This is a genomic window from Rhodococcus sp. B7740, assembly GCF_000954115.1.
In the GTDB taxonomy this organism is placed as follows: domain Bacteria; phylum Actinomycetota; class Actinomycetes; order Mycobacteriales; family Mycobacteriaceae; genus Rhodococcoides.
This window is the reverse complement of record NZ_CP010797.1, coordinates 3,896,059-3,909,881: the sequence shown is the minus strand read 5'-3', so window position 1 is coordinate 3,909,881 and position 13,823 is coordinate 3,896,059. Positions and strand designations below refer to the sequence as shown.

12 protein-coding genes are annotated in these 13,823 nt (G+C 65.0%); 6 read left to right on the top strand and 6 right to left on the bottom strand.

Annotation, left to right across the window (positions count from 1 at the left end):
* Nucleotides 1-133 precede the first annotated feature (133 nt).
* Nucleotides 134-1,147 (bottom strand): hypothetical protein, encoded by a 1,014-nt coding sequence (locus tag NY08_RS18105; RefSeq protein ID WP_045197914.1) that lies wholly within the window; start codon nucleotides 1,145-1,147, stop codon nucleotides 134-136.
* A gap of 199 nt (nucleotides 1,148-1,346) precedes the next feature.
* Between NY08_RS18105 and NY08_RS18100 the strand changes: the two genes are divergently transcribed.
* Entirely contained in the window at nucleotides 1,347-1,997 is a 651-nt protein-coding gene (locus tag NY08_RS18100; protein ID WP_045197913.1) for a cutinase family protein, read from the top strand.
* Between the two features lie 7 nt (nucleotides 1,998-2,004).
* Here NY08_RS18100 and NY08_RS18095 read toward each other — a convergent pair whose 3' ends face one another.
* From NY08_RS18095 to NY08_RS18075, 5 genes are read right to left on the bottom strand one after another with little or no spacing between them, the layout of a single operon-like run.
* A complete protein-coding gene (locus NY08_RS18095) occupies nucleotides 2,005-3,096 on the bottom strand; it encodes an ABC transporter ATP-binding protein (RefSeq protein WP_045197912.1) in 1,092 nt (363 codons plus the stop codon).
* Between the two features lie 21 nt (nucleotides 3,097-3,117).
* A complete protein-coding gene (gene galK / locus NY08_RS18090) occupies nucleotides 3,118-4,284 on the bottom strand; it encodes a galactokinase (protein ID WP_045197911.1) in 1,167 nt (388 codons plus the stop codon).
* A complete protein-coding gene (gene galT, locus NY08_RS18085) occupies nucleotides 4,281-5,396 on the bottom strand; it encodes a galactose-1-phosphate uridylyltransferase (RefSeq protein ID WP_045200705.1) in 1,116 nt (371 codons plus the stop codon). The genes galK and galT overlap by 4 nt, the downstream gene beginning before the upstream one ends.
* Nucleotides 5,397-5,412: 16 nt before the next feature.
* Entirely contained in the window at nucleotides 5,413-6,231 is an 819-nt protein-coding gene (locus NY08_RS18080; RefSeq protein WP_032397085.1) for a DeoR/GlpR family DNA-binding transcription regulator, read from the bottom strand.
* Nucleotides 6,231-8,264, bottom strand: a complete 2,034-nt coding sequence (locus NY08_RS18075; protein ID WP_045197910.1) for a beta-galactosidase — start codon at nucleotides 8,262-8,264, stop codon at nucleotides 6,231-6,233. The genes NY08_RS18080 and NY08_RS18075 overlap by 1 nt, the downstream gene beginning before the upstream one ends.
* A gap of 212 nt (nucleotides 8,265-8,476) precedes the next feature.
* Between NY08_RS18075 and NY08_RS18070 the strand changes: the two genes are divergently transcribed.
* The 5 genes from NY08_RS18070 to NY08_RS26310 are packed head-to-tail and all read left to right on the top strand — an operon-like array spanning nucleotide 8,477 to nucleotide 13,787.
* Complete coding sequence (locus NY08_RS18070) at nucleotides 8,477-9,772, top strand: ABC transporter substrate-binding protein (protein ID WP_045197909.1); 1,296 nt, start codon at nucleotides 8,477-8,479, stop codon at nucleotides 9,770-9,772.
* A 58-nt stretch (nucleotides 9,773-9,830) separates the two neighbouring features.
* The gene (locus NY08_RS18065; protein ID WP_045197906.1) at nucleotides 9,831-10,730 is read left to right on the top strand and encodes a carbohydrate ABC transporter permease; all 900 of its coding nucleotides are present in this window, start codon (nucleotides 9,831-9,833) and stop codon (nucleotides 10,728-10,730) included.
* Nucleotides 10,730-11,659, top strand: a complete 930-nt coding sequence (locus NY08_RS18060) for a carbohydrate ABC transporter permease (RefSeq protein ID WP_082073862.1) — start codon at nucleotides 10,730-10,732, stop codon at nucleotides 11,657-11,659. The genes NY08_RS18065 and NY08_RS18060 overlap by 1 nt, the downstream gene beginning before the upstream one ends.
* The gene (locus NY08_RS18055; protein WP_200893132.1) at nucleotides 11,656-13,638 is read left to right on the top strand and encodes an alpha-galactosidase; all 1,983 of its coding nucleotides are present in this window, start codon (nucleotides 11,656-11,658) and stop codon (nucleotides 13,636-13,638) included. Before NY08_RS18060 ends, NY08_RS18055 begins: the two co-directional genes overlap by 4 nt.
* The gene (locus NY08_RS26310) at nucleotides 13,605-13,787 is read left to right on the top strand and encodes a hypothetical protein (protein WP_200893131.1); all 183 of its coding nucleotides are present in this window, start codon (nucleotides 13,605-13,607) and stop codon (nucleotides 13,785-13,787) included. The genes NY08_RS18055 and NY08_RS26310 overlap by 34 nt, the downstream gene beginning before the upstream one ends.
* The last annotated feature ends 36 nt before the right edge of the window (nucleotides 13,788-13,823 follow it).

Genomic DNA, 13,823 nt, shown 5'->3' with positions numbered 1-13,823 from the left:
ACCACCGCCGATCCGGCGGCCGCTCATCGTGGGCTGATGGAACCGAGGAAGGAGGTGGTCCAGATCGCCGAATTGGCCGAGCCTGCAGCATCGTTCGTCGGAACCAGACCGTTGAGCGTCACCTGGCCACCGGTCAGGCCGAGAGCAGGCTGCGGCGGCAGGGTGAAGCCACAGGACTGCTGTACGGTGCCCGGCTCGATCGGCAGATCCATACGACGGCACTGCCCGGTGGACGTGGCCGTGAGCGCAGGCGTGACGCCGTAGCTGGTGATCTCAGCGATGCGCCGAAATCCGGAGTCGACGGGTTCTGATAGCAGGTCGATGCGGTGGCGGCCACGTCCGCGGACGGCTCGGTCGATGCCGCGCCGGTGGCAGCGTCCACGGAGACGGCGTGGATCTCGGTGGTGCGCACGCCACCTGGGCATGCGGGAGTGCTTCCGTTCGAGACCGAGTTCACCTCGCGTCCGACGCTGTACTTCACCGACCCGGTCGGTTGCGGGGTTCCTGCAACGGGTTCCGGCACGGGGGCAGTGCCGTCACCGAGTGTGTAGAGGGTCCACAGCGAGCCGGTGCGCCCGTCCGGCAGGCGAAGCGGATTGGCGATCGAGTTGCTGGTCGCGACGCCGTCGACCACCCCGGACTCGTTGGGGTTCACTTGCAGAACACAATCGACGGCCGCGCGTCCGGGCGAGCCGATCAGGAACTCGAGCCCGCAGGGGCCGTCCATCGACAGCGTGCCCAGGCCGGGAGCCGTCAGAACACCCCACTGGTCCAGGAAGGCCTGGCCGTCGAGCAGGGGCCCGTCGCACACGTAGATCGGTCCGACGTTCTGAGCCGTCGGGTTCTGCAGAAAGCCCGTCGACGGGTCGTTGGTGAAGGTGTACATCCTCGCGTCGAGTCGTTCGACCACGGTCAGCGAGCGCGGGGAGCCGAAGTGGTCGTTGCACGCAGCGTTGTCCTCGGCGGTGGGGCGCTGACCACTGTCGACGGTACGGAAGACGCTGAAGCTACCCGGCCCGTCGTCGATGGACCCCATGATGGTCGCTGGTGCCGGGCTCGGCGCAGGATCCGCCGAGGCCGTGGCGATCGGACACAACGCGACCGCCACTGCAGACAGCACGACGCCGCGCAACCACTTGTTCGACACTTCGTATCCCCCGGAACATATGGACCCGCAATCGGTGCAGATCGGACTCACCCCGCCGAGGACAGTAGCGCAACAGGCGTTGAGAAGCGAGAGTTGGAGAGACCACAGCGGTAGCTGAGACTTCGCCGGAAACTTCCAACCCGGCGGTACGACACGGCTATGGTTCGACCTGCGCACTCACCGACCGAGGAGAAACTTCATGAACAAGCGTCTGGCATTGTATTCGGTTGCAGCACTTGCCGTTTCCACATTCTTTGTGACCCAACCCACCGGTGTGGCGAACGCTGCCCCGTGCTCGGATGTCGACGTGGCCTTCGCCCGCGGAACCGCGGAGTTCCCCGGCCTCGGTATCACCGGCGGGCCGTTCGTCGATCGGCTGAAGTCGGAGTTGTCGGACCGCTCGATCAGTACGTACGCGGTGAACTACGCGGCCGACGTCACACAGGCCAGCGCCGGACCGGGATCACGGGACCTCGTCGAACACCTCACGTCCGTCGCAGCGTCGTGCCCGTCGACGACGTTCGTGATCGGGGGATACTCACAAGGGGCCACCGTGGTGACCAACGCTGTGGGTCTGCGGACCAGCAGCAGCAACACCGGAGCCGTCATCCCGGCGGAGATCGCCGACCGCATCGACGCGGTGGTGGTGTTCGGTAACCCGCTCGGGCTCCGCGGCAGCAAGATCGAGACCGCCAGCGCCACGTACGGCCCGCGCACGCAGAGTTTCTGCACGGTCGGCGACCCGGTGTGCCAGATCGGCGGCTTCGATGTTCTCGCGCACCTTCGGTACGCAATCGACGGATCCACCACCGCCGGTGCCCAATTCGCAGCGGCTCGAGTTCGTAGCTGACCCGATCTCAGCGGCGCAGGTTCAATCCCGTCGTGGTCGAGAAGTAGTGGGCCGCCTCGGCGCGAGGGGCGATGCGGAGGACATCGCCCTGCGACGGGGTGGCGATGTCGGGGATTCGCGCGATGATCTGCGCCCCGACGGTACCGAGGTTCGACGCGTCCTCGACGGTACGGCCGTAGATGTAGGCGTCCGCGCCGAGTTCCTCGACGACGTCGACGACGATGTCCGTACCGGAGTCGGAAAGCGTCCACGCTTCCGGTCGGACGCCCATCGTGACGCGGCTGCCGTCGATTCGATCGGAGATCGTGCGCTCGATGGGCACCGACAGCGAGCCGAGCTTCGCGGCACCGGCGACGACGTCCACCTCGAACAGATTCATCGCGGGCGATCCGATGAATCCTGCGACGAATGCGTTGACCGGGCGCTCGTAGAGCTCCTTGGGGCTGGCGCACTGTTGCAGCACACCCGCTTTCATGATGGCGACGCGATCACCCATGGTCATGGCTTCGACCTGATCGTGGGTGACGTACACGGTGGTGGTGCCGAGCCTGCGCTGCAGCAGCGAGATCTGAGTACGGGTCTGCACGCGGAGTTTGGCGTCGAGGTTGGACAGCGGCTCGTCCATGAGGAACACCTGCGGGTTGCGCACGATCGCGCGGCCCATTGCGACTCGCTGCCGCTGACCACCGGAGAGCGCCTTGGGTTTACGGCCCAGATAGTCGGTGAGATCGAGGATCTTCGCAGCCTCCTCGACGCGTCGGCCCACCTCGGACTTGTCCATTCCGGCGATCTGCAGCGCGAAACCCATGTTCTTGGCGACGGTCATGTGCGGGTACAGCGCGTAATTCTGGAACACCATCGCGATGTCGCGCTCCTTGGGCGCGAGTGACGTGACATCCCGGTCTCCGATCTTGATGGCACCGTAGTCGACGTCCTCCAGACCGGCGAGCATCCGCAGCGAAGTGGACTTACCGCAACCGGAAGGCCCGACGAGCACCAGGAATTCGCCGTCCTCGATGGCGAGGTCCAGCGATTCGACTGCCGCGACGTCCGATCCCGGGTAGAGCTTGGTGGCTCCTTCGTACGTGACCTGTGCCATGGGAGTGCTCCTTTGTATGGGTTAGAGAAATCGATGTGCGGAGCCGGCGGGCTCGGCAGTGAGAAAGGTGGGTTCCGGCAGTCCGGATCGTGTTGCACTGGAGGCGATCTCGTTCGCCACGGTCTCGACGAGTTCCGAGGGCACCAGCGCAATGGCCGAGCCGCCGAATCCGCCGCCCGTCATCCGAGCGCCGTACGCGCCTGCCCGCAGGGCCGCGTCGACTGCGCTGTCGAGTTCGGGAGAACTGACCTCGTAGTCGTCACGCAACGACCTGTGCGACGCCGTCATCAACTCACCGAGCTCGGCACCTGCGGCACCGCGGTCGAGGAGTTCGGCAGCCTGCTCCACGCGCCCGATTTCACTGATGACGTGGCTGACTCGGGCGATCAACGTCTCGTCGCCGAGTCCCGACACCGCCCGCTCGAGATCGAGACCTCGTAACGTCGTCACCCCCAACTCGGCGTACGCCGTATCCAGGGCGGCGCGCCGGGCTCCGTACTGACCGTCGACCAGACGGTGCGGGGCGTTGGTGTCGATCACCAGCAAGCGCGTTCCCGACGTGGCCAGATCGAGGGGAATCTGACGCGTCGAACCGTCCAGGCAGTCGAGCAGCAGCGCGTGTCCCACCTCGGCCGACATCGCGATGTTCTGATCCATGCCGCCCGTCGACGCGCCGGCGATCTCGTTCTCGGCGCGAATACTGGCGTCGATCAGCACCTTTCGGTCGAGCCGAAGATCGAACAGATCGTCGAGCGCGAGGGCGAACGAGCATTCCAGCGCCGCCGAGCTCGACAGCCCCGAACCCACCGGCACCGAGGAATGCACGGCCACGTCGACTCCGCCGACTCCATGCTCACCGAGTGCCCAGGACACTCCCGCCACATAAGCCGCCCAACCCGACGGGGTGCCCGGACCGATCTCGTCCAGCTCTCCGGTCCACGACTGCTCGGTGTGCGTCGACACGGCCCGCACGGTCGTGTCCTCGCGGCGACGCACGGCAACCGCGGTGGCATACGGCAGCGCGAAGGGCAACACCAGTCCCCCCGCGTAATCGATGTGTTCACCGATGAGGTTGACGCGACCCGGAGCGATCCAGACGCCGTCGGGTTCACCGCCCAGTGCACTGCGGAACAGCGCGGCGGCACCGTCGGCGAGATCCTCGTCGGCAATCACGTCGAGCCAGTTCACGCGAGCACCTCGCGCATCCGGTCTGCGATCCGCTCGGGAGTGGTGTCGTTGATCCAGGCTCCCATCGCAGATTCCGATCCGGCGAGGAACTTCATCCGACCGGGTGAGCGCATCATCGAGAACAGTTGCAGATGCAGGCGTCCCAGTTCGCGATCGGCTCCGACAGGGGCCTGGTGCCACGCCGCGATGTACGGCACCTCGTCGACGCCCTCGAAGAACGCGTCGACTCCACGCAACAGATCCCGATAGACCACGGCCAGCTCGTCCCGCTCGGCACCGCTCAACTCGGCGAGATCTGCAACGTCGCGACGCGGAGCGAGATGTACCTCGACCGGCCACCGCGATGCTGCAGGCACGTACGCAACCCAATGCTCGGCATCGACGACGATGCGTCGCCCCGAACGCAGCTCGGCGGCCAGCACATCGGCCAGCAGAACCCGGCCCGTTCTCTCGAAGTGCTTGCGAGACTGACGAATCAGCGCATCGGTGCGCGGCGGCAGGTACGGGTACGCGTAGATCTGACCGTGCGGGTGGGTCAGGGTGACGCCGATCTCCTTACCCCGGTTCTCGAAGCAGAACACCTGCTGGACACCGGGGATTGCGGACAATGCGGTGGTGCGATCGGCCCAGACGTCGATGATGGTGCGGACTCGAGAGAGCTCCAGCGCGACGAAGGATGTATCGGGGTCACTCGCGAAGCAGATCACCTCGCACCGCCCGGTGCCGGGGGCCATCGGCCACAGCGGTTCGCCGTCCACCTCGCTCGGAAGTGATTGCTGCGCTGCCGTTTCGGACAGGGACGGGAAGCGGTTCTCGAACACCACCACGTCGTAGTCGGCCGCCGGAATTTCCGTGGCCGGACGGTCCGGTCGGCTCGGCGCCAACGGCGACGCGTCGGCCGGCGGCAGGAACGTGCGGTCCATTCGCTGCGCCGCTATGACGATCCATTCCCCGGTGAGGACGTCGAACCGCATCTGCGACTGGGACATCGACGGTGAGAGGGCTCGGGTATCGACCAGATCGCGGGTGGCTCCACCGGAGAGGTAGGGCTCGGTGTCGTCGTAGTAGATCAGCTCACGGCCGTCGGCCAGAGTGGTCGACGTCTTGCGCATCGAGTGCGTCGGGGCGTCATGCGCGGTCATCGAGTGCTCGTTCCTCGTTCGTGTCGGGGGTGTGCTCTCCGGCGATCACCACGTCGTCGACCGTCTCGGACAACGCCTCGTGAACGCCGGGATCGAGTCCGGCATCGGTGACGAACACGTCCACGCGCGAGAGCGGGATGGTGTTGGCCAGTGCGCGGACACCCCACTTGGTGTGGTCGGCAAGCACGATGACGCGACGAGACGACGCGACCAGCGCCTGGTTGGTCTGTGCTTCCATGAGATTGGGGCAGGTGAGCCCGGATTCGATGTCCACTCCGTGTGTTCCGAGAAACAGCATGTCCAGGTGAATACTCTGCAGGGCACTGACCGTGAGCGGTCCGACGAGCGCGTAGGACGGCGTGCGCTGTCCGCCGGTGAGCAACACCGTCTGATCCGACCGGCCACCGGTGTGAAAGACATCGGCGACGGGCAGGGAGTTGGTGACGACGGTGATGTCCGGAACGTCGAGCAGTTCCTGCGCGAGTGCGTGCGTCGTGGTGCCACCGGAGATGCCGATGGAGGTCCCGGGCCGCACGAATCGTGCAGCGGCACGGGCGATGGCCGCCTTGGCATCGCGATCGAGTTCGGACTTGGCCGAGAACCCCGGCTCGAAGACGCTCGCCGATCGCGGCAACGTCACGCCGCCGTGCACCCGCTCGACCAGACCGCGGGCGACGAGCTCGTTGACGTCGCGCCGAATGGTCATGTCCGACACCGACAGTGCAGCACCGAGATCCGCGACCTTGACCGCACCCTCCGCCGTCACCTGGTCCAGGATCTTCTGCTGACGCTGGTGGGCGAGCATCAGCGGTTCTCGGCGATCACGGCACTGCCGCCTGCGGCCAGGATGAGTTCGCCGTCGATCTGTGCGCCGCCGACCAGATCGGTACCCGAGGCGGGCACGCTGACCTTGTCGGTTCCGTGGTTGAGCACGAAGAGCCAGGACTGCTCCCCTGCCGACCGTCGGACGATCTCCACATCCGATCCGAGATCGCGTCGGGTGTCGATTCCGGCTGCGGCGCAGAGCTTGTCGGCGAGCGTGGCCCAACCTGCCGCGTCGGGCACGGTGGCGGCGTACCAGGCGGCACCGGTGGCGACGGTACGTTTGGTCAGCGCGGGAACGCCGCGCAGATGCCCCCGGGTATGGCGCGCCAGCACATCGACGTCCTCGGTCGTGGTGAGGTATTCGCTCCAGATCTCACCGACGGTCTCGTCGTCGAGATTCAGCGTCTCGCCGTCGGCGAGCGGGAAGAACTCCTCGACTCGGACGCCGAGCAGCTCTCGGAATGCGCCCGGGTAGCCGCCGAGTCGCACGTGGTCGTCCTCGTCGGCGATTCCCGAGAATGCGGTGACCAGTACCTGCGCGCCCGCATCGGCCGCGTCGGCAATCCGCGCCGCGGTCTCGTCGCTGCACAGATACAGAGCCGGCACGACGACGATGTCGTAGCCGCCGAGATCCGTGGACGACGGAACGACGTCGCAGGTCACGCCTGCGGAGGTGAAGCCGCGATGTGCCCGTCGGGCAATCTCCATGGGCTGCATCGCCATCGACGGATGGCCCTCCTGCTCGCATGCCCACTGCGATGTCCAGTCGAAGAGCACGGCGACCCGGGCATCGACGGTGCTTCCTGCCACCGGGGCCATACGACGCAGCGCAGCGCCGAGCTCGACGACCTCACGCCACCGCGCGGAGTCCTCACCGGCATGCGGCACCAGTGCGGAATGGAATTTCTCGGCCCCGGCCTTGGAGGCACGGAACTGGAAGTACGCGATGCCGTCTGCGCCTCGGGCCATGTGCGCCAGGGAGTTTCGCATCATCTCACCGGGCACCTTGGCCCGGTTGATGTGCTGCCAGTTGACCGCGCTGGTGGAATGCTCCATCAACAACCAGGGTCGACGGCCGGCGACGCCCCGGGTGAGGTCGGCCGAGAACGACAGCTTGTGATGCGCTGCCCCGTCACCGGTCTCGGGGCCGACGAGGTAGTGGTCGGTCGAGACGATGTCCTGCTCGGGGGCCCAGGACGCGTAGTCCATGTTGCCTGCGAGCGCGGGGCCCTGGCCCATGCCGACCATGAAGTTCGTGGTGACCGGGACGTTCGGGGTGATGCGGTTCAGCACGGCCTTCTCGGCGCGGTACTGCTCGAGGAGAGCGTCGGAGCAGAAGCGGCGCCAGTCGAGCTGGTGCGTCGGGTTGCCGAACGTCGTGCTCACCGACGGGGGAACGATCTCGTCCCAGTCGCTGTAGCGCTGGCTCCAGAAGTCGGTTCCCCAGGCGGTGTTGAGGGTCTCGAGGTCGATGTACCTGGCGCTGAGCCATTCTCGGAACGCATGCGCACTGTCGTCGGAGTAGCACAGTGCGTTGTGGCAGCCGAGTTCGTTGGAGACGTGCCACATCGCCAGTGCCGGGTGCTCACCGTAGCGATGCGCCATCTTCTCGACCAGCACGAGCGAATGTTCGCGGTACACAGCAGAACTGGGGCTCCACGTCTGACGGCTTCCGATGGCGTAGCGGTAGCCGCGCTCGTCTACCGGGCGCATCTGCGGGTAGGCGGTGGCCAACCACGGCGGGGGCGAGGCCGTCGCCGTTGCGAGGTCGACGCGGATGTCGCCCTCGTGCATCAGATCCATGACTCGGTCGAGCCACTCGAAGTCCCACGTCGACGCGGTCGGCTGCAGGCGCGCCCAGGAGAAGACACCGACGGTCACGAAGTCGACGCCGGCCTCGTGCATCAGCTCGACGTCGCGTCGCCAGACGTCCTCGGGCCACTGCTCGGGGTTGTAGTCGCCGCCGAAAGAGATTCCCTGGGTCGGCCAGGTGCTGCGTCGCGCTGTGTCCATGCTCACAATATGAACGAGCAGTTCTCAGATGTCAACATGAATGAACATTTTCTTACTGATGCAGGTGAGCGGCCCTCGAAGAGCTTGACAGACGCCCTCGCGTCGTGTTTCTGTAACCTGCATCACCCCGAATGGTCAGAGAAACGACGCGGAACCTACCGCGAAGATGTTCACTTCTGATCGTTATCGATACTTTTCGTCAAAGGACTTCCATGAACCCACACGAGTGGCCGCGCACGTGGCAGCCGTCACGACGCGATTTCCTGCGGTCAGCGCTCGTCGCCGCGGGTGCGATCACCGCCGGTGGCGCGCTGTCGTCGTGCTCGAACAGCGTCGACCCGAACGTCACCACGCTCGGGTCACGATTGTCCGACCCCAACTCCAAGCTGGGTGTCGAGGACTTCGTCGCGATGTATCGACAGCAGACCGGGCGGCAGCTCGCCGTCAACACCGTCGACTCGACGTCGTTCCAGGAGAACGTCAACAACTACCTCCAGGGCACGCCCGACGACGTCGTCACCTGGATGGGCGGCTATCGGGTGAAGTACTTCGCCGAGAAGGGGTTGGTGGAGGACCTGTCGCCGATCTGGGCGAACCACGGCGGTGGCTTCAACGACAGCTTCCGCGAGAACTCGACCGGCATGGACGGCAAGCAGTACCTGATCCCGTTCTTCTACTACCCGTGGGCGGTGTTCTACCGGCCGAGCCTGTGGGCCGAGCGCGGGTACGAGCCCCCGGCGACCTACGACCAGTGGGTAGCGCTGAGCAAGCAGATGCAGGCCGACGGCCTCACCCCGATCGGCTTCGGGGCCCGCGACGGGTGGCCACCGTTCGGAACGTTCGACTATCTGAATCTGCGGCTCAACGGCGTCGAGTTCCACCGAACCCTGCTCGCCGGAGACGTGAGCTGGACCGACAATCGCGTGCGTTCCGTGTTCGACACCTGGCGTGAACTGCTGCCCTTCCACCAGCCGCAGCCGCTGGGCCGCAAGATCGCCGATGCGCAGATGGCACTGCTGAACAAGAGCGTCGGCTCGCTCGTTGCCGGCATGTTCGTGGCCCAGAGCTTCCCCGCCGGTGCCGAACGCGACGATCTGGACTTCTTCACCTTCCCCGAACTCGATTCAGCCGTCGGAACATCCACGGTCGAGGCACCGATGGACGGGTTCATGATGCGCACCGATCCGCGCAATCGTCCGGGGGCCGAGGACTTCCTCACCTACATGACCGGCCCCGACCCTGCCGTCGCATACGCGAAGCAGGATCCGCAGGCGATACCTGCTCACCGAGATGCCGACCTGTCGAGTTTCCCTGCACTGGTCCGCAAATCGGCCGATCTGGTGCAGAACGCCGAGGAGATCACCCAGTTCTTCGACCGCGATACCCGACCCGATTTCGCCTCGATCGTCATGATCCCGGCCCTACAACAGTTCATCGGCAACCCCAACGATGTCGACGGCCTGGTACGCAGTATCGAACGCCAGAAGTCGGCGGTGTTCGGAACATGATCGTGCGCAGTGCGATTCGGACCCCATCATCCACTCGACATCGAGATCAGGTAATGCCATGACTGCACCCGAACGGGTCAAGTCGCCGAAGATTCGGCGCAGTGTTCGCGAGAAGTGGACCATCGCGCTCATGCTCGGAGTCCCCGCGCTGATCGTCATCGGTCTCGTCTGGATTCCGACGATCTTCACGGTGATCCTGTCCTTCGCCCGCTGGGACGGCATCGGCGGCACATCGAGCATCGAATGGATCGGCACTCGGAACTACGTCGATGCCGTCGAGGCCTACCCACCGTTCCAACAGGCCCTGCACAACAACGTGCTCTGGCTGGTGTTCCTGTTCCTCGTCCCCACCGTCATCGGCATCCTGCTGGCGATCCTTCTGGACAAGAACCTCAAAGGATCTCGGCTCTACCAGAGCATCTTCTACATTCCCGTGGTGCTGTCGATGGCCCTCATCGGCTTCATCTGGCAGCTCATCTACTCCACCGAGGGCGGCGTTCTCAACAGCCTGCTGGGCACCGACGTCGACTGGCTCGGCGACCCGGACATCAACATCTGGGCCGTGATGGTCGCTGCCGGGTGGCGTCACACCGGCTACATCATGCTCTTGTACTTGGCCGGCCTCAAGGCCATCGATCCATCCGTCCGCGAAGCCGCGGTGATGGACGGTGCCGGGCCGATTCGCACGTTCTTCAGCGTCATCTTCCCGCTGATGAAGAACACCAATCTGCTCATCGTCGTCATCACCGTCATCGAGGCACTGCGCGCCTTCGACCTGGTCTGGGTGATCAACAGGGGCAGAAACGGTTTGGAACTGATATCGGCGTTGGTCACCGCCAACGTCGTCGGTGAAGCAGGCCGCATCGGCTTCGGCTCGGCCCTGGCGACCGTCATGCTTCTCATCTCTCTCGTCTTCATCGCCCTGTACCTCGCCATCGTTCTTCGGAGCAAAGACTGATGACCACTTCACTCACCCGCACAGCACCGCCCGAGCGCGATCCGTTGACCCGCAACCGCGCCGCCGTGGCCAACCGTCGGCGCGCCGGCACCGCCCAGATCGCCATCTACGTGCTGCTGACGGTCATGGCGCTCGTCTGGATGTTCCCGCTCGTGTGGGCGGTGTACAACTCGTTCCGCGACTACGACTACGTGTTGCTCAACGGATACCTGTCCGTCGGCGGTTATACGTTCAGCAACTACATCGACTCGTGGCAGATCGGCGGAATCCCGCACTACTTCTTCAACTCGCTGATCATCACCGTGCCGTCGGTACTGCTCATCCTGTTCTTCGGCTCGATGGCGGCGTTCATTCTGGCCCGCTTCAGCTGGAAGTTCAACATCTTCATGCTCGCGGTGTTCATCGCAGGCAACCTGCTGCCCCAGCAGACACTGCTCACGCCACTCTTCCGTCTGTACAACGCAATTCCCGTTCCGTACTGGATGAGTTCCTCCGGTTCGCTGTACGACAGCTACTGGGGTCTAATCATCGTGCACGTCGCGTTCCAGACCGGATTCTGCGTGTTCGTGCTGAGCAATTACATGAAAACAGTTCCGCACGAGCTGCTCGAGGCCGCCACCGTCGACGGAGCGAGCCTGTTCCGCCAGTACTGGCAGGTGGTCATGCCGCTGTGCCGTCCCGCGCTGGCTGCACTCGCGACACTGATGGTGACGTGGATCTACAACGACTTCTTCTGGGCTCTGGCCCTGATGGTCAGTGGCGACAAGCTCCCGGTGACGACGGCGCTGCAGAATCTGCAGGGTAGCTTCTTCACCGACACCAATCTGCTCGCCGCAGGCTCGGTGCTGGTGGCTCTACCGACAGTGCTCGTATTCGTTGCGCTGCAACGTCATTTCGTGTCCGGTCTGACGATGGGTGCCAACAAGTGAGTTTTTCCGTCCTTCGCCGTGACGGCGTCATGGTGATCCTCGGCCCGTCGTCCACCGCCGTTCCGGCCGTGCTGCATTGGGGTACCGATCTGGGCGAGCTGTCCGAGAACGACCTGACCGAGCTGCGCAGGGCCGCGATCCCCGCTGTCCCGCATTCGAGCGTGGATGTGCCCCGGTGGCTCACCCTCGCACCCGGCAGCGACGACGCCTGGCAGGGCACACCAGCTCTGGCATTGCACCGCAATGGGTCGGTGCAGTACCCACGGTGGGGCGACGTCGCTGTTCGCGCAGACGACTTCCGTTGTGTGGTGGAGGCGTCCGACTCCGAGTTGGGAATCGCGTGGTCGATCGAGTTGTCGATGGAGGTCGGTGGCTCACTGCGAGTGCAGCAGAGTGTTTGCAACGTCTCCGGTGGACCCTTGACCGTCGACGGTGTCGTGACACTGATGCCGTTGCCGGACACTGCAACCGAACTACTCGATCTGACCGGACGGCACTGCCGCGAACGAACCCCCCAGCGGCGACGGTTCGATCACGGCTCTACCGTGCGCGCCTCACGACGCGGTAGAACCGGGCACGACGCCACCCTGGTTCTCACCGCCGGTAGTGAAGGCTTCGGCTTTCGCACTGGCGAGGTATGGGGTGCACATGTCGCCTGGAGCGGCGATCACCTGCATCTGGCCGAGCGGCTTCCCGAGCGGGCCGGTCAGGCCTCGGGGGTGCTGGGCGGCGGTGAGCTGCTCGCCCCCGGCGAGGTGGTACTGCAGGACGGCGACACCTACACGACACCGTGGGTGCACTTCGTGTATTCCGATGCAGGGCTGGATGGTTCGGCGCAGTCGCTGCACCGATGGATGCGATCCCGACCCGCACATCCCACCTCGCCGCGACCGGTGGTGCTGAACGTGTGGGAAGGGGTCTACTTCGATCACGATCTCACCCGACTCCGCGGGATCGCCGACGTCGCCGCGCACGTAGGCGTCGAACGATTCGTGCTCGACGACGGATGGTTCCGACACCGCCGCGACGACCGAGCCGGCCTCGGCGACTGGCAGGTGGACGAGGGCGTCTGGCCCGACGGACTGGCACCGCTGTTCGATCACGTTCGTGAACTCGGTATGAGTCCAGGACTGTGGTTCGAGCCCGAGATGGTCAACCTGGATTCCGACATCGCTCGGGCGCATCCGGATTGGCTGCTCGCGGCACCCGGGCGACTACCCCTCGAATGGCGTCACCAGCACGTGCTCGATCTGACCCGCCCGGAGGTGTTCGAGTATCTCCTCACTGCCATCGATACCGTGCTGACGAACGAGCGGCCCGACTACGTGAAGTGGGACCACAACCGGGACCTGATGCTGGCGGTCGATTCCGACGGACGCGCTGCGGTGCATGCCCAGACCTCGGCGTTCTATCGGCTGTTGGACGCGTTGCGTTCGCGCCATCCCCACGTCGAATTCGAGTCCTGTGCATCCGGCGGTGCCCGCATCGACCTCGAGGTCCTCGAACACACCGACCGCGTATGGGCGTCGGACACCAACGATCCACTCGAACGTCAAAGGTTGCAGCGGTGGACGACGCAGTTGCTGCCTCCGGAGCTGATCGGCTCGCATGTCGGTCCGCAGATCGCGCACACGTCCGGTCGGTGGTCGACTCTTCAGTTCCGTTGCTTGACGTCATTGTTCGGTCACGCCGGACTGGAGATGGACGTCACCGAGCTGGCGGCGGAAGATCACGAATACCTGCGGTCGTGGACTGCGCTGTACAAGGAATTGCGCGGACTGCTTCACACCGGCAACGTGGTACGCGCCGACCATCCCGACCCGAGTGTCTGGGTGCACGGCGTCGTGGCTGCGGACTGCTCGGAGGCCGCGTACGCAGTGGTGCGAATGGACACCTCCCCGAGGACCGCACCGATCGTGTTCGGCTTCCCGGCCTCGATCCGGCCGTGCGGTATCGCGTCGAATTCGTTCATGCACTGAGTGATTCCGGCAACGGGATCGAGCTACCACCGTGGATCGCCGACGGCGGAGTGGTCGAGCTGTCGGGGTCGATGTTGGCTCGGGCAGGTGTGGCACTACCGGTGCTGTTCCCGCAGACGGGGGTGTTGCTCAGGGTGCAAGCCATCTGAACTGTGAATCGGCTCCTCAGTTCTGGATTTCCGACT